This is a genomic window from Dickeya undicola (assembly GCF_000784735.1).
Classification (GTDB): domain Bacteria; phylum Pseudomonadota; class Gammaproteobacteria; order Enterobacterales; family Enterobacteriaceae; genus Dickeya; species Dickeya undicola.
Genome location: NZ_JSYG01000009.1, coordinates 189,836 through 211,029, shown reverse-complemented (window position 1 = coordinate 211,029; position 21,194 = coordinate 189,836). Strand labels below are relative to the sequence as shown.

Genomic DNA, 21,194 nt, shown 5'->3' with positions numbered 1-21,194 from the left:
CCTTGCTTATCCCTTATTTTAATATGGGTATATTGCGTCATGAGGGATATTTATTTTTGATAAAGGCAGTGTTGTTATAAAACGGTAAATAACAAATTAAATAATATAAACCTCGTGTGTATAATCACTACAAAAACTTATTTTATTTAACGCCAAATCGTTAATCCCAGCCTCTAAATTCAACTGTTTTTGTAATTTTTAAAAAATTTTTTTTACAATTAAATCAATTGATTAGATGCTGATTACCCCTTAAACTCGCTCCTGATCAGCCTAATAAATTCCAGCGGTATGATCCACGTCAAATTATGACGAATAACCCTTTGTTAGTATCACAACGTAGATAATTTTTAAGAGAGAGTTAGTGTGAAAGCTGACAACCCCTTCACCCTGTTATTACCGTCGGCGATGGCGAAAGTTGCTGAAGATGCCGGTGTCTATAAAGCAACTAAGCAACCGCTTACTGCATTTTTCCTGGCGATTACCGCCGGTGTATTCATCTCAATAGCGTTCGTTTTTTACATCACCGCTACTACCGGTTCTTCATCCATGCCATATGGCATGGCTAAACTGGTAGGAGGCATCTGCTTCTCTATGGGGCTGATGCTGGTAGTGGTTTGTGGCGCAGACCTGTTTACCTCTACGGTGCTTACTGTGATTGCCAAGGCTAGCGGCCGTATCACCTGGAAGCAGTTGGGGGCAAACTGGCTCAACGTTTATGCTGGTAACCTGATCGGTGCCTTGTTCTTCGTAGCCTTGATCTGGTTTTCCGGCGAGTACATGGTAGCAAATGGTGCCTGGGGATTGAATGTACTGCAAACCGCCAGCCACAAGCTGGAGCACTCATTTGTTGAAGCGCTGTGCCTCGGGATTCTGGCAAACCTGATGGTTTGTCTGGCGGTGTGGATGAGCTACTCTGGTCGTACTCTGACCGACAAGATGTTGGCAATGATTCTGCCGGTCGCCATGTTCGTCGCCAGCGGTTTTGAACATAGCATCGCAAACATGTTCATGATCCCAATGGGGATTGTAATTAAGAACTTCGCTCCGGATACATTCTGGCACGCCATTAGTATGACGCCGGGCCAGTTTGAGCACTTGACCGTCAGCAATTTTATTGTCGATAACCTGATTCCTGTCACGATCGGCAACATCATTGGCGGTGGATTACTGGTAGGGTTGACTTACTGGGTCATCTATTTGCGCGGTGGAGATCAGCACTAAGCTGCTGTCGGCCGCAACGTCGGGTTACAAAAATCCAAATCAAAGGTAGGTGTAATATGACCGAACTTAATCAGAATCTCGCCCAGGCTTGGGAAGGTTTTAGCAAAGGCGAATGGCAGAATGGTGTCAACGTACGTGACTTCATTCAGAAAAACTATGCACCGTATGAAGGTGATGAGTCATTCCTGGCTGGCGCTACCCCGGCAACCACTAAACTGTGGGATGCCGTTATGGAAGGCATCAAACAGGAAAACCGCACTCACGCGCCGGTTGACTTCGATACCAATGTCGCTGCTACCATCACCTCTCATGATGCCGGTTATATCGACCAGAAACTGGAACAAATCGTCGGTTTGCAAACTGATGCGCCGTTGAAACGTGCACTGATTCCGTTCGGCGGTATCAAAATGGTTGAAGGTTCCTGTAAGGTTTATGGCCGCGAACTGGACCCGCAACTGAAAAAAATCTTCACCGAATACCGTAAAACCCACAACCAGGGCGTATTCGATGTTTATACCCCGGATATCCTGCGCTGCCGTAAATCTGGTGTACTGACCGGTCTGCCAGACGCCTATGGCCGTGGCCGTATCATCGGTGACTACCGTCGTGTTGCACTGTACGGTATCGACTACCTGATGGCAGACAAATTCGCCCAGTTCACTTCCCTGCAGACCAAACTGGAAAATGGTGAAGATCTGGAAGCGACTATCCGCCTGCGTGAAGAAATCGCTGACCAGCACCATGCTCTGTCACAGATCAAAGAGATGGCAGCGAAGTATGGCTGTGATATCTCCGGCCCGGCAACCAACGCCAAAGAAGCGGTTCAATGGACTTACTTCGGCTACCTGGCTGCGGTGAAATCTCAGAATGGTGCCGCGATGTCCTTCGGTCGTGTCTCCACCTTCCTGGATATCTTCATCGAACGTGACCTGAAAGCAGGCAAAATCACCGAACAGGACGCTCAGGAACTGATCGACCACCTGGTGATGAAACTGCGTATGGTTCGCTTCCTGCGTACTCCGGAGTACGACGAGCTGTTCTCTGGCGACCCGATCTGGGCAACCGAGTCTCTGGCTGGTATGGGTCTGGATGGCCGTACTCTGGTCACTAAAAACAGCTTCCGTTTCCTGAACACCCTGTACACCATGGGGCCGTCTCCGGAACCGAACATGACCATCCTGTGGTCTGAAAAACTGCCGCTGAACTTCAAAAAATTCGCCGCTAAAGTGTCTATCGATACCTCTTCTCTGCAGTACGAGAACGATGACCTGATGCGCCCGGACTTCAACAATGACGATTACGCGATCGCTTGTTGTGTAAGCCCGATGGTCGTGGGTAAACAAATGCAGTTCTTCGGTGCCCGCGCTAACCTGGCGAAGACCATGCTGTACGCAATCAACGGCGGTGTGGACGAAAAACTGAAAATGCAGGTAGGTCCGAAATCCGAACCGATCAAAGGCGATGTACTGCACTTTGACGAAGTGATGGATCGTATGGATCACTTCATGGATTGGCTGGCTAAACAGTACGTCACCGCACTGAACATCATTCACTACATGCACGACAAGTACAGCTATGAAGCTTCACTGATGGCGCTGCATGACCGTGACGTGTTCCGTACCATGGCTTGTGGTATCGCAGGTCTGTCTGTTGCTGCTGACTCCTTGTCTGCTATCAAGTACGCGAAAGTTAAACCGATTCGTGACGAAAACGGTCTGGCTGTCGACTTTGACATCGAAGGTGAATACCCGCAGTTCGGTAACAACGACCCGCGCGTTGACGACCTGGCTTGTGACCTGGTTGAACGTTTCATGAAGAAAATTCAGAAACTGAATACCTACCGTGGTGCCACCCCGACTCAGTCCGTACTGACCATCACCTCCAACGTGGTATACGGTAAGAAAACAGGTAACACCCCGGATGGTCGTCGCGCTGGCGCACCGTTCGGTCCGGGTGCCAACCCGATGCACGGCCGTGACCAGAAAGGTGCTGTTGCCTCTCTGACCTCTGTGGCTAAACTGCCGTTCGCCTACGCGAAAGATGGTATCTCCTATACCTTCTCTATCGTGCCGAATGCGTTGGGTAAAGACGACGACGTGCGTAAAACCAACCTGGCAGGCCTGATGGACGGTTACTTCCACCACGAAGCCAGCATCGAAGGCGGTCAGCACCTGAACGTCAACGTGATGAACCGTGAAATGCTGTTAGACGCCATGGAAAACCCGGAAAAATATCCGCAGTTGACCATCCGTGTCTCTGGTTATGCTGTTCGCTTCAACTCGCTGACCAAAGAACAGCAGCAGGACGTTATCACCCGTACTTTCACTCAGTCCATGTAATTACATGTCTGTCTGAAAAGGCGTAAACTAAAGGCTCCACATCGGTGGAGCCTTTTTATAACGGGTGTCTTGTCTATTCTCCTTATGGCTTGTCACTAACAGCGTTAAAAGTTTCTTCTGGAAATTTTTTCACCGCTCCCACCGAAAAATCAGAACCTGTTTTGTCAGCCAGCTATTTTCAGACTGGCGGGCTGACAAAACAGATTCGACACAGAGCGAATATTGTGGCTGTCCGTGCCGCAGTGTCGTTACTGTGCTCATCGAAGGCCGCTATTTCTCGGCCCAACCTGGAGAAACCTTGCATGTCAGTTATTGGTCGCATTCACTCTTTTGAATCCTGTGGCACCGTAGACGGCCCCGGTATTCGCTTCATCACTTTTTTCCAGGGTTGCCTGATGCGTTGCCTCTACTGCCACAACCGCGATACCTGGGATACTCATGGTGGCAAGGAAGTGACCGTAGAAGAGTTGATGAAGGAAGTGGTGACCTACCGCCATTTTATGAATGCGTCTGGCGGCGGCGTAACGGCATCAGGTGGTGAAGCTATTCTGCAAGCAGAGTTCGTCCGCGACTGGTTCCGGGCCTGTCACGAGCAAGGTATCAATACCTGCCTGGACACCAATGGTTTTGTCCGTCGTTACGACCCGGTTATTGACGAACTACTGGACGCGACAGATTTAGTCATGCTCGACCTCAAGCAACTCAATGATGAGGTGCATCAAAATCTGGTGGGGGTATCCAACCACCGTACACTGGATTTTGCCCGTTACCTCGCCAAGCGTAACCAACGCACCTGGATTCGCTATGTAGTGGTCCCCGGCTGGAGCGATGACGACGCTTCCGCTCATCAGTTGGGTGAGTTCACCAAAGATATGCATAACATTGAGAAGATTGAACTGTTGCCTTACCACGAGCTGGGCAAACACAAATGGACGGCGATGGGCGAGGAATACAAGCTGGATGGCGTCAAACCGCCCAAAGCAGATACCATGGACCGAATCAAATCTATTCTGACCGGTTACGGCCACAAGGTAGTGTACTAACCGTTCATTTCCAGTGGAGAGTCGCGCAGGTTGAACCACACCCAATACGCCTCTCCACCAAAGCCGCACCGTCAGCCCGCATTAACGTCAGCCGTAGACTAAAATCTGCTGACGTTGATAACAACTACTGTGCCCTACTCGCTACACATCCGCCGATAGCACATGGCCGAATCACCCTTCCTTCTGAACGCGCCACGCTTATCTGACATCACAATCAGCGAGAGAATAGCAGGTAACGAGTATCTCTCCGGAGCATCGCGTCTTTAAACCTCAGCCTGTTACGTTGATTGTTCGTATGGCATAAATGGCCTTGTTTCTTTGTGTTTTTCTTTGTGCACAACCAGAAGCAAACGCACAGCCAGAAAATGGATAATCATGGATATTATATGGCAGGTAACGGTATATCCAGTTTGATAAGCCATACTAAAAAGGCCCCTGATGTCGCGCATAGCCACATTATTGTATTGCAATGTGGACACCGCCCAAGCTAGGCAGCTGCGCGTGCCATAAAGGGAAAATGCGTTGAATAAAATCGATTTACTTCAATGTGATATTTAAAATGGCTATGTGTTCAGGGGCACATTTATGCGGCTCGACAAACTGGAAATTCGCTGGCTAAAACTGTTCTGCAAGATTGTTGAAAAAAAAGGCATTACCAATGCCCAGGACGCCACCGGGCTAAGCCAGCCAGTACTCAGCCACTACCTTTCCCGGTTGGAAGATACTCTGGGGCTGATTCTGTGTGAACGCGGTCGAGGCGGATTCTCGCTGACGACCGAAGGCGAATTGGTCTATCAGGAAGCTCGCTCAGTGATTGCTACACTCGATGACTTTGCCAACCGTCTGGCTCGCATCAAGCATGAGCTGATCGGCGAAGTACGAATTGGCTGTCTGGATAATATCGTCTCTCATCCGGATCAAGCCGTTTCGCGGGCAATTCATCATTTGTTCGAGTTAAGTCCCGATGCATCGATGAACCTGAGTATCAATGACCATCACGCACTGATGGAGCAGCTACGTAACAGCGAACTGGATGTGGTACTAACCGTTTTGCCAGCCGATGTGCCGCCAGATATCTTCTTCCAGCCTGCATTCATTGAGTACAGTTCATTTTACGCCGCAGCCGAACATGCCGAACGCATCGGGCAAGAGTGGCGCGACGGTACTCTGAACCCGAAGCGACTGCTGCTTGGTGGTTACCCGATGAGTGAAATCTGTAAACAGTTGGGGCCAGTGGCTAAACAAGGACAACAGAACATAGCCGGTAGCGAGGAAAGTTGTATGCTGCTGATTCTGGCTGGCACTCATGTGGGCTTCCTGCCAGACCACTACGCGTCACGTTGGGTCCAGGAAGGGAAGCTGACCGCTGTTGCGCCAGAAAACCTGCAACTCAGCAGTATTTTTTATCTGGTCCGTAATGCTAAACAGCGGTTGAGCCCGGTCGCCGAAGTCCTGTGGAACAATATCGTTGAAGCCGGTCAGCCTTCCCTGAACGGCCGCCATCACCGGTCATGAACCCGGCGATCCGGACATGACTTACACCGCCAGTGGCCGGGGGTGATGGTCGGCTTTTTTCAGCAGTATGATCAGATACCCCAGCGATACCACCGCAATCAGTACGAACAGTAGCTGGTCGGAATACGTCTGCATCAACATTGCAGCCAAACTGGGGCCGCAGAGGCTGCCGATGGTATAGCTGAGCAGTAACGCCTGGTTCATGGCGACCAACTCACTGGGCGCTATCTTTTCACAAGCCCACGACATCGCCACCGGATATAACGTGAACCCGGCAGCACCGAGCAGAAACAGCGACGGTGCCATGCCGTATCGCCCAGGAACCAGCATCGCCAGCGAGCCGAGAATGACAGCGAATACCAAAACACGTAGCACCAGTAATCGTCCATAACGATCCGCCATCCGCCCGACCGGCCATTGTCCGACGATACCGGCGCTGATCAATAACGCCATCCAGTAGCCAACGTTGGCGTCGCTCATGCCTTGATGGGCCAGATACAATGGCATCAGGCCATACAATGAGCCAAGAATGATCCCGGAAATTACACATCCCTGAATTCCCAATCGGGCAGTGCGATAACGCAACATGCGCCAGACATTGATACGCTGGGTTACGGGCTGTGGCGGTGGAATACGGGCAAACAGCAGTGGCAATACCGCCAGCAGCACCAGGGCAACCAACCAGGGTAGAATGCTAAACAGTGCGGTTGGCACCATCCCTAGCAACAACTGCCCCACCACGCTGCCCAGATAGTAGGCCATCATGTAAGCAGCCAGCAGTTGCCCCCGATTGAGCGCATTGCCACTGCACAACAGCGCGCTTTCCACTACCACCCAAATCAACGCGCAAGCGACCCCAGCGACAAAGCGCCACAGGATCCAGCTTCCGATATCCGGTGACAACGCCAGCGCCGCAGTCGCCAGCCCAAACACCAACGTCGCCAGATAATAGCTACGGTTAAAGCCATAGATCCGAATCAACCCGCCAGCTACCAACGTTCCCAGCAGGTTTCCGCTGAAATAGGCCGAGCCCACCACGCCAACCTGCCAGACCGGCAATTGGCGATCATTCAGCCATAACGGCACCAGCGTATTCAAAACGGCCAGACAAACAGTAAGCAGCAACAGCCCGCAGAGCAGCAGTAAAACCGGGCGCGTATAGGTGGTTGACATGGGAAGACAAACCGGAAAGAGAAGATAATTTGCGCGCATCATGCCACTGGCAATGGCAAAGTCAATCGCCTTATTATCCTCTGCCGCACAATTTGCTCATCCGCCAACACGCCTGCAAAACAGCAAGCATTTTAACGATGGGAAACCCGCCTCCATTCCAGGTTGCTGTCAAACCATTCCGCCAGAAAATCCACCAAGGCTCTTAGCGCAGATGGCATTCGTTCGCGGGAGTGATAGACCGCATAAATGTCCAGCTCTTGTGGTTGCGCCTCGGGAAACAAGGCAATAAGCCGCTTGCTAGCGATCAGATCAGTGACGGAATAGAGCGGCTGCAACGTGACGCCTGCGCCATTTAACGCGGCTTCCAGCAGCATCAGCGAATCATTGGCGCTGAAACTACCGCTAACGGGTATCGCTACGGCGTCACCTTTACGGGTGAAGCGCCACAGACTTTTGCCAAAGAAGGAATAAGTCAGGCAATTATGCACCGCCAAATCCTCCACTCGCTGTGGCGTACCCTGCGCAGCCAGGTAGGATGGCGCGGCACATACAACCGACATACATCCCCCCAGCCGACGCGCAATCAGCCCTGAATCCAGTTGGTTGGTAATACGAATCGCCAGATCGATACGATCCTCGATCAGATTCAGGGTATGGCTCGCTACCTGCAGATCAATAGCCGTCTTGGGATAACGCCGCAGATAGGCACTGATCGCTGCCACCAGTGTCGTTTGAGCCAGTGATGGGGAGCAGGTCAGTCGCATCAACCCGGACGGTTCCTTTCTACCGCGGGAAGGCATCTCCAATTTTTGTGACACCGCCAGCAACTCGCGGCAGTGTCGCAATATCGTTTCCCCCTCACCGGTCAGGCTCAGTTGGCGGGTGCTGCGATGCAATAATCGCGCTTCGGCCCAGCGCTCCATCTCCGCCAGATATCGCGTCACCATCGCACGCGACATGTCCAATGCCTGCGCTGCCCCCGTCAGGCTCCCCTGTTCAGTAATGGTGACAAAGACTCGGGCAGCAAGAATTCTATCCATCATTCGTCCGTTTTATGCAACAAAGTTGTTTGTAAAGTGGGGTTTTTCTTTATAAAAATGAAACTTACCATGACGCCATCTTATTCAGGAAGGAGTATTACCGTGTTAAAACAAACCCTGCTGGCCACACTCTTCGCTTCCATGGCGTTTTCCGCCTCCGCCGCACTGAAAATGGAGGTTTACAACCCCGGTGAAAAATCCGTCTTCCCAGTATCGTCTGAGATTATTACTGGTGAGCACGATGCCTTACTGATCGATGCCCAGTTCCAGCGTGATGATGCCGAAAAGCTGGTGGAAAAAATCCGTGCTACCGGCAAGAACCTGAAAACTATCTATATCAGTCATCACGATCCTGATTTTTATTTCGGGCTGGATGTGCTGAAGGCCGCGTTCCCTAGCGCACAGATCGTCGCAACGCCACAAACCATCGCTGCAATTAATGCAACCAAAGACAAAAAAGTGGCTTATTGGGGGCCAATTCTGAAAGAAAACGCGCCTAAACAGGTAGTCGTGCCGCAGGTGCTGAATGCGGACCATCTGACGCTCGAAGGCAACGCCATTGACATCGTGGGTCTAAAAGGTGCAACACCAGACCGTACCTTCGTCTGGATCCCTTCACTAAAAACCGTCGTTGGTGGTGTGCATACCTCGGCGAATATCCATGTATGGGTGGCGGACACGCAGACGGCAGCCTCACGTCAGCACTGGCTGGCAGACCTGGATGCGATTGATAAGCTCAACCCGACCACCGTGGTGCCAAGCCACTACCTGCCGAACAAAGACGGGTCCGCGCCCTGGTCACCGAAAAATGTGGACTTCACCCGCCAGTACCTGAAGACCTTCGAGCAAAACGTCTCGTCGTCGGCCAACAGTACAGCACTGATCGAAGCGATGAAGCGCGCCTACCCAGACCTCAGCGAACCTGCATCGTTGGAGCTGGGTGCCAAGGTCATCAAAGGCGAGATGCAGTGGCCCTGAGAGCCACCAGCAAAACAGCAGAGGCGACCACCAGCGGATCGCCTCTGCTGTCAGGACGGGTTACTTTTCTTTCAGGTTTGCGATCCCTGATCGCAGAACCAGGACAGAAAATTATGTCATTGCCTGCTAACTCTCAGGAAATAGACAATAATTAAGGTAGAGCGCCACAAAGGCGATAATAACGGGCGGCCATTCCCACACTCTCTCGGAAAGGCGCGTGGCGCGATAATCAGTCGTTTCCCTTTTCTGATGTACCCGGTACACCGGGCAACAACGGAGCGTATGAATGAACAGGCTACACTACATCTTCGACCCTCTGTGCGGTTGGTGTTACGCCGCAGCGCCGTTAATCCATGCAGCCCGTAAAATCGAAGGGTTGCCTGTTGTGCTGCACGCTGGCGGAATGATGACTGGCCCGAACCGCCGTCGCATTACTCCAGAATGGCGAGATTATGTTCAGCCGCATGATCGCCGCATTGCTCAGATGAGCGGTCAGCCGTTTGGTGATGGTTACTTCAACGGCCTGTTGTGGGATGTGACAGCGACGCTGGACTCCGAGCCACCCACCACCGCGATTCTGGCAGCAGAAGAGCTGGGCGGCCGCGGGCTTGACCTGCTTGAGCGTCTGCAACGCGCCCACTATGTTGAAGGATTACGTATCGCCGATCCTCCGGTACTGATGAAAATGGCGGTAGAGATCGGCCTGCCATTGGACGACTTCGAGAATGCCTGTACTCACTGGCGCGGGTTACCCACTCGCAAACATATCGAAGAAAGCCGCCAATGGCTTACTCAATCCGGGGGGGCTGGTTTTCCAACACTCGTCTTCGCGGTAGACGATATCTTCACCACACTAAATATTGCCCCCTGGCTGGGTCGTCCTGACGACTGGCATGACTATCTGGCAAAACTGGTGGCAGAAAATCAGTGAACTACTACGCCCAACCCGCTTTCCATTGTTACTGCACAACGGGAAACAGCGGGTTGTTAGCCTGGTAAGCACAGCTTCTCGCCATCAACAGGACGTCCCATGATTCGAGTTCATCATCTGAATACCTCCCGCTCACAGCGGGTTTTATGGCTACTGGAAGAGCTGGATGTCCCTTATGAGGTGATCAATTATCAGCGCAATAAAGCCACCATGCGCGCCCCGTGTACTTTGCGTGATATTCATCCGCTAGGGAAAGCGCCAGTGGTAGAACACAACGGACAGGTGCTGGCGGAAACCGGTTTAATCCTGGAATATCTGGTCGCCACATTTGGCCCGCAGTTGGCACCATCGCACGACAGCTCAAATTTCTGGCGTTACCGCTACTGGATGCACTACGCTGAAGGCTCGCTGATGTCGGCCATGCTGTTAAAACTGGTTGCTCACAAGATGGGGCCATTTGGCTGGCCGATTCGCAGTATGGTCACGACCCAGCTCAATCTGCATTATGATTTTTTGGAACAGGAAGCGGGGAGATTTCGCTGGCTGGCTGGCGATGAATTTTCAGTCGCAGACATCATGATGGGCTTTCCACTGGATATTGCCGCCCAGCGTGGCTGGCTCACCCCGTCGCGAACCAATCTCTGGCGTCTGCTGGACGCGATGCGAGCGCGGCCAGCCTGGCAACGCGCTGCCCGCTACGGTTAAAATAGCGCATATGTTGACCCGTTATCCATCAGGGGTGTGACAAGCAATATGGCTCAGCACTCCGCCGTCAGGACTTCTACCCGACGGCATTCCCACCAGATTGCGACAGCAACCGCCCATAAAACCAGGTTCAATAAAGCGCTATTCACTAAAAACTCCGTCAATAGAACAGTACCCTTTCCATCTGGGGCAATTGGAAACGTGCCTGCCAATCTTGCAGCGTGATGCGGGTTAACCACGCAACGCCCTGATAAAATGGGTGGCGGCAATGGCACTCCAGCAAATCCAAATAGCGCATCGCCCAAGGTAGCAAATGCTCGGTAAGCAATTCTGACAAGCTATCTGGCTGATTTTCCGCACACCACGCCGCCAGCATCAGCATCAAACCAATGTGATCTTCCGGTTCATGCCGATCGCAGCGCGGTTCAATCCCCAGTTCTCTCAGCCAACGCCGCAATGCCAGTGTCGAATCACCAAATAACACATTGTGCCGATCAAGATATACGGACCCCCAGGGCGGAGCAGGAACCCCCTCGCCGCTATTAAATAATTGTCGCCAGGCGAGCGATAACGATTCATCGTAGCCCGGCTGCAAGCCAAGCTGAATCTGCCGGGCGGCAGTGGCGATGTCCGCCCGGTTGCCGCATGGCCATGCCTGCTGCCACGTCTGATGTCTCAGGCGCTCAATCCATACGGCATTATGCTCATCATCCGGTGAATAATAGAGTAAAGCGCCTAGCAACCGTCCTGTCAGACTAACGATATGTTTTGGCATAAATGACCTCGTTGACTTCTTCAGGAGGTTTCCCTCCTTGTTGTTATCGTGCGTTATTATCGTGCCACTACCTGCTCTTTCCTCGGATGAGTTCAGTACCAGCCAGTGCAACGACAAAAACTTAGAACCCTACGAGACAGCTCTCCATAAGAGGATGCCTGAATCCACTCATCCATACCGATATTTGACCGGAATCAGACAATTCCGCGAATCATGACCACAATATAAGAGGGGATTTTAACCATAAAAAAAGCGCCCCAGAAGGCGCTTTAGTCAGCAAGTCAGTGCCGTAGCAATGGCGGTATTAACCGATAAATTGCAGGCCATTCATGTAAGGACGCAACACTTCCGGCACTTCAATCCGGCCATCTGCCTGTTGGTAGTTTTCCAGCACCGCGACCAACGCACGGCCTACCGCCAGGCCAGAACCGTTCAGAGTATGCACCAGACGAGTTTTCTTATCGCCCTTGCTGCGGCAACGCGCCTGCATACGACGAGCCTGGAAATCCCAACAGTTGGAACAGGAAGAGATTTCACGGTAAGTATTCTGCGCGGGCAGCCAAACTTCCAGGTCATAGGTTTTGCACGCGCCGAAGCCCATATCACCGCTGCACAGCAGCACCTTGCGATACGGCAGTTTCAGCAGTTGCAGTACTTTTTCCGCATGACCGGTCAGTTCTTCCAGCGCTTGCATGGAATCTTCAGGACGGACGACCTGCACCATTTCGACTTTATCAAACTGGTGTACACGGATAAGACCGCGCATATCCCGACCATACGAGCCAGCCTCAGAGCGGAAGCATGGTGTATGCGCGGTTAGTTTGATCGGCAGCGACTCTTCATCCAGAATTTCATCACGTACCAAATTGGTTAACGGCACTTCCGCAGTGGGAATCAACGCATAGTTGCTGGTTTCAGCTTCTTCTTCCAGTGGGCGGGTGTGAAACAGATCTTCTTTAAACTTAGGCAACTGCCCTGTGCCATACAAGGTGGCATGGTTGACCAGATAAGGAACATACGCCTCCTCATAGCCATGCTCAGCAGTATGCAGATTAAGCATAAACTGCGCCAACGCACGATGTAACCGGGCTACCTGGCCTTTCATCACCGAGAAACGGGAACCGGTCAACTTCACGCCTAGCGCCATGCTTAAACCGCCCGTTATGTCGCCCAGGTCTACATGGTCGCGCACAGGGAAATCAAACTGCCGAGGTTCACCCCAACGAAAGACTTCCTGATTCTCAGAGTCATCTTTACCCAGCGGCACACAGTCGTCAGGAAGGTTAGGAATCGTCAGCGCAATATTCTGAATCTCGCTTTGAACCTTTTCCAGCTCAGTCTTAGCAACGTCCAGCTTTTCACCCAGCGTGTTTACTTCGCGACGCAGCGGCTCAATATCTTCCCCACGCGATTTAGCCGCCCCGATTTCTTTCGATCGGGAGTTACGTTCTGCCTGCAAATTTTCCGTTTCGACCTGAAGCACTTTGCGGCGTTCTTCCAACGTACGCAGTGCTTCCACATCCAGTTTAAAATTTCGGCGAGCCAGTAATTTTTCGGCAACTGCGTCTAGCTCATTACGCAGTAAATTGGGATCGAGCATGCTAGTCCTGTGCTTGTATTATTAAGGGGATATCGATAATTACAGGGTGCCGACAACAGCACCGTGCAGCAGAAAATCTCGCAATAACCTTACCGCAACGTTAATGCTAGCGGTAGCGTTTTGTCGGGCTATTTTGATCCTGAGCAGCGAGCCAGGCCAGCTTTTCGCCAATCTTAGCCTCCAACCCCCGCGAAGTCGGCTGATAGTAGTGAGTTTCTGCCATTTCAGGTGGGAAATAGACTTCACCGGCGGCGTAAGCGTTCTCTTCATCATGCGCGTAACGGTATTCGGCACCGAGCCCCATCTCTTTCATCAGGCGGGTTGGCGCATTACGCAAATGCTCCGGCACGTCATAGTCCGGTTTTTCGCGGGCATCACGCATCGCAGATTTAAATGCGATATACACCGCGTTACTCTTCGGCGCACACGCCAGATAGACAATTGCCTGAGCGATAGCTCGCTCGCCTTCCGCAGGACCAACGCGGGTAAAACAGTCCCAGGCAGCAATCGCGACCTGCATCGCCCTCGGGTCGGCATTACCCACATCCTCGGAAGCAATCGCCAATAAACGGCGGGCCACATAAAGTGGATCACCCCCTGCGGTAATGATGCGGGCATACCAGTACAATGCAGCATCGGGTGCTGAACCACGCACCGATTTATGCAGTGCGGAAATCAGGTCGTAATAGCGATCGCCTTTATTATCAAAACGGGCGCTACGCTCACCGGAAATTTCCTTCAACAATGCCGAGGTCAACCGGCGTTGACCGCTAGCATCCATTTCAGCCATATCGGCCATCATTTCCAGCAGGTTCAGTGAACGCCTGGCATCGCCGTTTACCAGCTCAGCCAGCAGGCGACGAGTATCCTCTGGCAGAACAATCTGTTGTCCACCTAGCCCGCGCTCTTTATCCTGTAGCGCCTGCTCCAGCACCTGTTCGATGTCGTCAGCACTCAGCGCTTTAAGCAGATAGACACGAGCGCGAGACAACAACGCCGAGTTCAGTTCAAACGACGGGTTCTCGGTGGTGGCACCAATAAACGTGATGGTGCCATCTTCGATATGCGGCAGAAACGCATCCTGCTGGCTTTTATTGAAGCGATGCACTTCGTCCACAAACAGGATGGTACGACGCCCGGCATCACGGTTCTGGCGCGCGCGCTCAATCGCTTCGCGAATCTCCTTGATGCCAGAAGTTACCGCGGATATCCGTTCCACATCGGCGTGTCCATAGCGCCCAATCAACTCGGCCAGTGTCGTTTTACCCGTCCCCGGAGGCCCCCACAGAATCATGGAGTGAAGCTGCCCTGCTTCAATCGCGCGCGGCAACGGTTTACCCGGCCCCAACAAGTGTTGTTGACCGATATATTGTGACAGCTTGACTGGCCGCATCCTCGCGGCCAATGGCTGGAACTGATTACTGGAAAAATCGAGTGACAGGTTGCTCACACACGCCTCACTGACGCTGATCGTCCACCGCTACACCTTTCGGTGGTGTAAAACGAAACTTCGCGGCGTCTACATCGCCATTTTGCTGATTTTTCAGCGCATAAGCGCTGCGCTGCCCATCCTGTTCGGTGGCGGTAAAGCTGTGAATAATGCCGTCACTGCTCACGTTGATGGAGAACCGTTTCAAGTTGCCATTCGCCGCACGGGGAGTCAGGTCGAAGTCATCCCCTTTCTGGGTCACGTTGTATTTACCCCAGTCTTTTGGGTCGTTGCGGGTGATCAGAATGAACGGCGTATTACCAGTGGCATCCTTCACCCAGGTTGCTGTCACCTGCTCAACAAACGGGTTGTAAAACCACAGCGTTTTACCATCGGACACCAGCGTACTTTCATCCGGCGACGTGGTTTTCCAGTTGAACAGATTCGGGCGTTTTACCCACAGTTCACCCGCACCTTCCTGCACCGCAGCACCATCATTCGTGGTGACTTTTTGCGTGAAACTGGCATGGAAGCTGTTCACTTTACTCAAACGGCTCTGTAAATCACCGGCCGCATCGGCATAGACTGCACCGGAAACCAGACTGGTCAATAAGCAACCGACCATCAACCCTGTTCTTATCATACAAAAAATCCTTTGCGTATTCTTACCGCGTCGCGGCTCCCGACGGGAGCCGATTTCAGTTAAACGCCACGTCAGTTGAACGTTGCTTTAGTTGAACGCTAATGTAGCCCAGCCGGGCATGGCATGACAGGCGAATTGTCTGTTACCCGCTATTTTTACGTTTCTTTGCAGGGAGATACACCACTCTCAACATTACTCCATCGGCGGCGGTGCCAGCACCTCGCGGTTGCCGTTATGGCCGGGCGCGCTGACAATACCCTGCATTTCCATCTGCTCGACGATGCGGGCCGCACGGTTATAGCCGATGCGGAACTGGCGTTGCACCCCAGAAATCGAGGCTCGGCGTTTTTCCACGACAAAGGACACCGCCTGATCAAACAGCGGATCCAGTTCTTCGTCTCCGTCAAAACCAAGGCTACCGCCCTCACCGTCGTCATCACCACTAATGATGCTGTCGATGTACTCCGGACGACCTCGCGCCTTCCAGTCCTGCACTACGGCATGAACTTCCTGATCACGCACGAACGCACCATGAACGCGAATCGGAATCGAGGAGTTGGGTGCCATGTACAGCATATCCCCCATGCCGAGCAGCGATTCCGCCCCCCCCTGATCGAGGATGGTACGGGAGTCGATCTTACTCGACACGGTAAAAGCGATACGGGTAGGGATGTTGGCTTTGATAAGGCCGGTAATCACATCCACCGACGGGCGCTGCGTCGCCAGCACCAGATGAATCCCGGCGGCACGCGCCTTCTGGGCCAGTCGAGCGATCAGCTCTTCCACTTTTTTGCCTACCGCCATCATCAGGTCGGCGAACTCATCCACCATCACCACGATATACGGCAGTTTTTCCAATACTGGCGGCTGGGTATCCATGCTGTCACCCGGCTTCCAGAACGGGTCCGGCACCGGGCGACCCATCGCTTCCGCCTGCATCACGCGTTCGTTATAACCGCTGAGGTTACGCACGCCGAGCGCCGACATCAGCTTGTAGCGGCGTTCCATCTCACCCACGCACCAGCGCAAGGCATTGGCGGCGTCTTTCATGTCCGTCACGACTTCGGTAAGCAGATGCGGAATCCCCTCATACACCGACAGTTCCAGCATTTTGGGGTCGATCATGATAAAGCGAACATCTGCCGGTGTTGCTTTGTACAGCATACTGATAATCATGGCGTTGACGCCGACCGACTTACCGGAACCGGTAGTCCCTGCCACCAGCAAGTGCGGCATTTTTGCCAGGTCAGCCACCACCGGTTGCCCGGAAATGTCTTTGCCGAGCACGACCGCTAACGGCGAAGCGTTGTCACGGAATCGGTCGCAATCAAGCACTTCCCGCAGGAACACCGTCTGGCGATGACGATTCGGCAATTCAAGACCGACGTAGGGTTTGCCGGGGATAACCTCTACAATGCGCACCGCCACGACCGACAATGAGCGCGCCAGATCTCTAGCCAGATTGGAGATGCGGGCCGCTTTGACGCCCGGTGCCAGATCCAGTTCAAATCGGGTGATCACCGGGCCAGGGTGGTAATCCACCACCGTCGCTTTAACGCGATAATCCGCCAGACGGGTTTCGATCAAGCGCGCCATGTCATCCAGCGCGTCCCGGTCCACCGGCGCGTCATTCATGGAAGGTGGCGTCAACAGGTCCAGCGATGGCAACGGTGTCGTCGGCTTCTGCAACGGTTGGTCGTTACGCATCAGGAACGGATGAATCAGGCTGTCCATAATTGATGGCGATTCAGCTTCCGCTTCAGGCTCATTCGGCACGGCAGCCTGCAACGCAGATGCTGTCACTGGCGGTTGCGCCTGCTGCTCAGGGAAACTCTCCTGCGGCGGCAGCGTGAACAGCGGCTCTAGAGGACCGTCATCCACCAGGTCGGCAAAAGGTGAAATGGCGAAGGCGCTGTCCAGCGGAGCCTCGGTTTTCGGCTTCATGTCAGGCTTTCTGGTTTCTGCCGCAGCAGGCGCCACCGTGGGCGGCTCAACCGCAAAAATCGCAGGGGCAGCCTGTTCCGTATCCGGCTCATGCACTTCTCCGTAGCGAGAACGTTGCATCGCAGCAAAATCACGTGCCAGTTGCGCCTGCAACAGCGTTTCCTCGTCCTCTTCATGATCGGGATAGGTTTCGCCGTAGCGTTCGCGTTGCTGGTCAGCAAACGCCTGTCGTAACGCTGCGTCTTGTATCAACGCATCCTGTTCATCGTCAGACGCCAGACTCTGGGCCGCCACATGGTCTGGCAAGGGCACCGGCGCGGCAAACGACGCCGACGCGTCGGTTTGCTCAGTGTGGGCGGCCTGTGCCTGTTGCTCCGCTTCACGGGCCTGCTGTTCAGCCAACCGCTGTGAGGGGAGTTTGATGCCATACGATGCCAGTTCACGGCGCGTAGGAATACGCACCGGATTCGGCCGAGGTAATTCCGGCCCCATACCGCGCTTGACCTGTGGGTTATTGTCTTCATCGGTGGTGAATGCTGGCATAAACGGCGTTACATTCTGCGATTCCGGTTTCGTCTCAGGAGCCCCCCCAACGCTTCCCGAAACAACCGTCGCCGCTGTCACTGCCGCCGCTGCCGTGCGGGCGATACGGTCATCGGCCTGCAAGGTCAGTGGTTGCCAGTCCGGCAACGGTTCGGACAGTGAGGACGCAAGCCCAGACGATACCGGCATTGTCTCACTAGGTGCGGGTGCCGGAGGTAATACCGAAGAGACATCAGTTCCCGGTCTACATTCAGGTGCAGGCGTTACCACTGGCGGGACATAAGATCCAGGCTCGGCTAATGGCGTAACGGCAAGCGGTTCAGGGTGCGGCTTCAGCACCAGCTCCGCATCTGTCGTTTCAGGTGTTGCCGCAGCGGCAAATGCGATATCGCACACATCTTCTGCAACCGGTACTCCGGCCACAACCGATGCAGCAATGACCGGGTCTGATGCGGCCGCCACACCGGGAGCGGAAAACAGCACATCGTCCTCATCGTCCTCAGCCGAAGACGGCATTGTGGTGACGTCTTCCTGGTGAGGCGCAGCAGTACGACGCGCCTCCACGGCGGATTCATCAACCTCTTCTTCTTCCTCATCGTAAAGATAATCATCTTCACGCCGACGGCCGGAAAAGAGTGTCAGGCACGCCATCACCCCTGCCCCTAGCTTTTCAGCTATCGTCAGCCAGGACCAACCAGTGAACAGCGTCAACCCGGCGGCCCAGACACACAGCAGAATCATGGTGCCGCCAATATTATTGAAACGCGGAATCATCGAGCTGCTGAGCAAACTGCCCAGCACGCCACCGGAGGCAAAATAGTAGATGTCATCTACGTTGAGCGCCGCCAGCCCGCACGAAGTCAGAATCAGGGCCAGCGTACCGATAAGGCGCAGCGAAAGGGTAAAGTAATCCAACGTCGCGCGTTGGCCGCGCTGGCGATGGATCACCCAGCATAACGACACCATGACGACAGGAATGGCATACGCCAGTACGCCAAAAATGAAAAACAGGGTATCTGCCAGCCAGGCCCCTACCCCGCCCCCCAGATTATGAATCGGTTCATGCCAGGCAGTTTGCGACCAACTGGGATCCGAAGGGCTGAAACTTAACAGCGCCACTGCCAGATAAATGGCAAAAAGCACCACAACGATTAACATCGCTTCCAGTAAACGTCGACCCGCGCTGAGTGTTGTCAGCGTGACGTCTTTATCTTCTGTATATTCCTGGCTCAAGCGTCTCTCCAGGTTCCCTGTAAATGTTTCATGATAAAGCGCCGAGTCTTCCCCGGCGCCATACTGTACATATTCACAGGAGTGTAACTGAATTTATCGGGTTATGCACCCTTGCCGTCAGCGAGTCTTTATGACCAGCCGGTTGCTTTGCTTCACTTCTTCCATCACCACATAGGTGCGGGTATCGTTCACGCCTGGCAGACGCAACAGCGTTTCTCCCAGCAACTTACGGTATGCCGACATATCCGGTACACGGGTTTTGAGCAAATAGTCAAAATCCCCGGAAACCAGATGACACTCCTGAATTTCCTCAAGCTTCTGCACGGCTGCATTGAACTGTTCAAACACATCCGGCGCGCCACGGTTGAGCGTAATCTCAACAAACACCAGCAATGACGCATCCAGATAATGCGGATTTAGCAGCGCGGTATAGCCATTGATAAAACCCTGTCGTTCCAGACGACGAACACGTTCCAGACACGGAGTTGGCGACAGGCCGACCCGTTTGGAAAGCTCCACGTTGGAGATACGTCCATCTTTTTGCAATTCGTTCAGGATATTACGATCGATACGATCAAGATCTTTTCCCGGACGTTTTTTCGTGTCTACCATTCTTATTGTCTCTCTTCATCCTTCCCTGTTTAACCGCTGTCTCTGACCAACCTCAATGTACCAGAGCCACCCCTAAAGAAGACCCCTGCCTTTTGTAATGTGTTCATGCTCTGATCCGACCGCGTTTCCCAGAAACGTCGCAAAACGCCGGTTAGCTATCGGCAATCAAGCACCGTCGCTATAGACCCCAAACGCATAAAAGCCGGAGCATTCAACTATTCACATACAAAAAATTTCCTCTTCCAAGGATGTTTTCGCAAAAGAGCAGCCGATTGTCAAAGCAAAACAATTAAAATCAGAAGAAAGTGCCAGATTCACTCCTGACGGTCCATTCGGGCAGCGTTTTTACACACTACCTGCCGCCGTCGAGACGATTAGCCGCCCGCTGCCAATATTTCGTAACGATGGAACCGATAGCCAACAACATTCCTCTACACTTTTTTTACGCAGGTAATTTCCTTACAATCAGTTATATCGTCCGTTCGAGTGAATGAGGAACTCATGAGCACTGCCAAACACCGTAAATTATTGATTCTGGGTTCAGGCCCGGCCGGTTATACCGCCGCGGTCTATGCTGCGCGGGCAAACCTAAATCCCTTGCTGATCACCGGCATGGAAAAAGGCGGTCAGTTAACCACCACCACCGAAGTGGAAAACTGGCCCGGCGACCCAGACGAACTGACGGGTCCGCTGCTGATGGAGCGTATGCACGCCCATGCCGCCAAGTTCAATACCGAAATCGTCTTTGACCACATCACACGAGTCGACCTGCAAACCCGGCCCTTCCGCCTGTTCGGCGACAGCGACGAGTACACCTGCGACGCGTTGATCATCGCTACCGGCGCATCCGCCCGCTATCTGGGTCTGCCATCTGAAGACGCGTTCAAAGGGAAAGGCGTCTCCGCCTGCGCAACCTGTGACGGGTTCTTCTATCGCAACCAAAAAGTCGCGGTCGTCGGCGGTGGTAATACTGCCGTGGAAGAAGCGCTGTATCTGTCCAACATCGCCGCCGAAGTGCATCTGATTCACCGTCGCGACAGCTTCCGCGCGGAGAAAATCCTGATCGACCGCCTGATGACGAAGGTCAGCAGTGGCAATATCGTGCTGCATACCCATCGCACGCTGGATGAAGTGCTGGGCGATGATATGGGGGTAACAGGTGTGCGTCTGCGCGACGCAGCTGGGGTAACCGAACAGTTGGACGTGGCGGGCGTGTTTATCGCTATCGGTCACAGCCCGAATACCGCCATCTTCGGTGATCAGCTGGCACTGGAAAACGGCTACATCAAGGTACAGTCAGGCATTCACGGCAACGCGACTCAGACCAGTATTCCTGGTGTATTCGCCGCTGGTGATGTCATGGACCACATTTATCGTCAGGCTATTACCTCTGCCGGGACGGGGTGCATGGCCGCACTGGATGCCGAACGCTATCTGGACGCCCTCGTCAAGTAAGCCCTGATGACCAGT

General features: G+C 53.3%; 15 protein-coding genes and 2 pseudogenes. 8 read left to right on the top strand and 9 right to left on the bottom strand.

All coding sequences use genetic code 11. The features are described 5' to 3' along the window. Positions 1-363: 363 nt before the first annotated feature. The 4 genes from focA to OB87_RS05345 all read left to right on the top strand — a co-directional run bounded on the left by focA (position 364) and on the right by OB87_RS05345 (position 6,118). Positions 364-1,221 carry a formate transporter FocA gene (focA, locus tag OB87_RS05360; protein WP_033568398.1) on the top strand — a complete coding sequence of 286 codons (858 nt, stop codon included), beginning with the start codon at positions 364-366 and terminating at the stop codon, positions 1,219-1,221. Between the two features lie 56 nt (positions 1,222-1,277). Next, positions 1,278-3,560 carry a formate C-acetyltransferase gene (gene pflB, locus OB87_RS05355; protein ID WP_033568397.1) on the top strand — a complete coding sequence of 761 codons (2,283 nt, stop codon included), beginning with the start codon at positions 1,278-1,280 and terminating at the stop codon, positions 3,558-3,560. 302 nt (positions 3,561-3,862) lie between these two features. After that, positions 3,863-4,603, top strand: a complete 741-nt coding sequence (gene pflA, locus OB87_RS05350) for a pyruvate formate lyase 1-activating protein (RefSeq protein ID WP_033568396.1) — start codon at positions 3,863-3,865, stop codon at positions 4,601-4,603. 585 nt (positions 4,604-5,188) lie between these two features. Further along, positions 5,189-6,118, top strand: a complete 930-nt coding sequence (locus tag OB87_RS05345) for a LysR family transcriptional regulator (protein ID WP_033568395.1) — start codon at positions 5,189-5,191, stop codon at positions 6,116-6,118. Between the two features lie 21 nt (positions 6,119-6,139). Here the strand turns inward: OB87_RS05345 and OB87_RS05340 are convergent, their stop codons facing one another. Both OB87_RS05340 and OB87_RS05335 read right to left on the bottom strand, forming a co-directional pair. Further along, positions 6,140-7,291, bottom strand: a complete 1,152-nt coding sequence (locus OB87_RS05340; RefSeq protein WP_033568394.1) for an MFS transporter — start codon at positions 7,289-7,291, stop codon at positions 6,140-6,142. 131 nt (positions 7,292-7,422) lie between these two features. Beyond that, entirely contained in the window at positions 7,423-8,331 is a 909-nt protein-coding gene (locus tag OB87_RS05335; protein ID WP_033568393.1) for a LysR family transcriptional regulator, read from the bottom strand. Between the two features lie 102 nt (positions 8,332-8,433). Here OB87_RS05335 and OB87_RS05330 point away from each other — a divergent pair, with 102 nt between their 5' ends. From OB87_RS05330 to OB87_RS05320, 3 genes are all read left to right on the top strand, one after another. After that, a complete protein-coding gene (locus OB87_RS05330) occupies positions 8,434-9,309 on the top strand; it encodes an MBL fold metallo-hydrolase (protein WP_033568392.1) in 876 nt (291 codons plus the stop codon). A gap of 286 nt (positions 9,310-9,595) precedes the next feature. Beyond that, positions 9,596-10,240 (top strand): DsbA family protein, encoded by a 645-nt coding sequence (locus tag OB87_RS05325; RefSeq protein WP_033568391.1) that lies wholly within the window; start codon positions 9,596-9,598, stop codon positions 10,238-10,240. A gap of 99 nt (positions 10,241-10,339) precedes the next feature. Beyond that, the gene (locus tag OB87_RS05320) at positions 10,340-10,945 is read left to right on the top strand and encodes a glutathione S-transferase family protein (RefSeq protein WP_033568390.1); all 606 of its coding nucleotides are present in this window, start codon (positions 10,340-10,342) and stop codon (positions 10,943-10,945) included. A gap of 160 nt (positions 10,946-11,105) precedes the next feature. Here the strand turns inward: OB87_RS05320 and dmsD are convergent, their stop codons facing one another. From dmsD to lrp, 7 genes and pseudogenes are all read right to left on the bottom strand, one after another. Next, positions 11,106-11,720 carry a Tat proofreading chaperone DmsD gene (dmsD, locus tag OB87_RS05315; protein ID WP_033568389.1) on the bottom strand — a complete coding sequence of 205 codons (615 nt, stop codon included), beginning with the start codon at positions 11,718-11,720 and terminating at the stop codon, positions 11,106-11,108. 304 nt (positions 11,721-12,024) lie between these two features. Continuing rightward, positions 12,025-13,320, bottom strand: coding sequence for a serine--tRNA ligase (serS, locus tag OB87_RS05310; protein ID WP_033568388.1), 1,296 nt, complete (start codon positions 13,318-13,320; stop codon positions 12,025-12,027). Positions 13,321-13,426: 106 nt separating this feature from the next. After that, positions 13,427-14,770 (bottom strand): replication-associated recombination protein A, encoded by a 1,344-nt coding sequence (locus tag OB87_RS05305; protein WP_033568387.1) that lies wholly within the window; start codon positions 14,768-14,770, stop codon positions 13,427-13,429. A gap of 7 nt (positions 14,771-14,777) precedes the next feature. Next, positions 14,778-15,392 carry an outer membrane lipoprotein chaperone LolA gene (gene lolA, locus OB87_RS05300; RefSeq protein WP_200884271.1) on the bottom strand — a complete coding sequence of 205 codons (615 nt, stop codon included), beginning with the start codon at positions 15,390-15,392 and terminating at the stop codon, positions 14,778-14,780. Positions 15,393-15,584: 192 nt separating this feature from the next. Continuing rightward, positions 15,585-17,582 (bottom strand): annotated as a pseudogene (locus OB87_RS05295) (DNA translocase FtsK); the annotation flags it as partial. Between the two features lie 1,017 nt (positions 17,583-18,599). Continuing rightward, positions 18,600-19,037 (bottom strand): annotated as a pseudogene (locus OB87_RS21150) (DNA translocase FtsK 4TM domain-containing protein); the annotation flags it as partial. 192 nt (positions 19,038-19,229) lie between these two features. Then, complete coding sequence (lrp, locus tag OB87_RS05290; RefSeq protein ID WP_010277211.1) at positions 19,230-19,724, bottom strand: leucine-responsive transcriptional regulator Lrp; 495 nt, start codon at positions 19,722-19,724, stop codon at positions 19,230-19,232. A 501-nt stretch (positions 19,725-20,225) separates the two neighbouring features. On the opposite strand from lrp, the gene trxB reads away from it, so the two are divergent. Continuing rightward, a complete protein-coding gene (gene trxB / locus OB87_RS05285; RefSeq protein WP_033568385.1) occupies positions 20,226-21,179 on the top strand; it encodes a thioredoxin-disulfide reductase in 954 nt (317 codons plus the stop codon). Positions 21,180-21,194 lie beyond the last annotated feature (15 nt).

Bases quoted from the DNA above. Each gene is read 5' to 3' on its own strand.
- OB87_RS05345 (WP_033568395.1), top strand. From the start codon at position 5,189: ATGCGGCTCGACAAACTGGAAATTCGCTGGCTAAAACTGTTCTGCAAG.
- pflB (WP_033568397.1), top strand. From the start codon at position 1,278: ATGACCGAACTTAATCAGAATCTCGCCCAGGCTTGGGAAGGTTTTAGC.
- OB87_RS05325 (WP_033568391.1), top strand. From the start codon at position 9,596: ATGAACAGGCTACACTACATCTTCGACCCTCTGTGCGGTTGGTGTTAC.
- trxB (WP_033568385.1), top strand. From the start codon at position 20,226: ATGAGCACTGCCAAACACCGTAAATTATTGATTCTGGGTTCAGGCCCG.
- pflA (WP_033568396.1), top strand. From the start codon at position 3,863: ATGTCAGTTATTGGTCGCATTCACTCTTTTGAATCCTGTGGCACCGTA.
- lrp (WP_010277211.1), bottom strand. From the start codon at position 19,724: ATGGTAGACACGAAAAAACGTCCGGGAAAAGATCTTGATCGTATCGAT.
- serS (WP_033568388.1), bottom strand. From the start codon at position 13,320: ATGCTCGATCCCAATTTACTGCGTAATGAGCTAGACGCAGTTGCCGAA.
- OB87_RS05335 (WP_033568393.1), bottom strand. From the start codon at position 8,331: ATGGATAGAATTCTTGCTGCCCGAGTCTTTGTCACCATTACTGAACAG.
- OB87_RS05340 (WP_033568394.1), bottom strand. From the start codon at position 7,291: ATGTCAACCACCTATACGCGCCCGGTTTTACTGCTGCTCTGCGGGCTG.
- dmsD (WP_033568389.1), bottom strand. From the start codon at position 11,720: ATGCCAAAACATATCGTTAGTCTGACAGGACGGTTGCTAGGCGCTTTA.
- OB87_RS05320 (WP_033568390.1), top strand. From the start codon at position 10,340: ATGATTCGAGTTCATCATCTGAATACCTCCCGCTCACAGCGGGTTTTA.
- lolA (WP_200884271.1), bottom strand. From the start codon at position 15,392: ATGATAAGAACAGGGTTGATGGTCGGTTGCTTATTGACCAGTCTGGTT.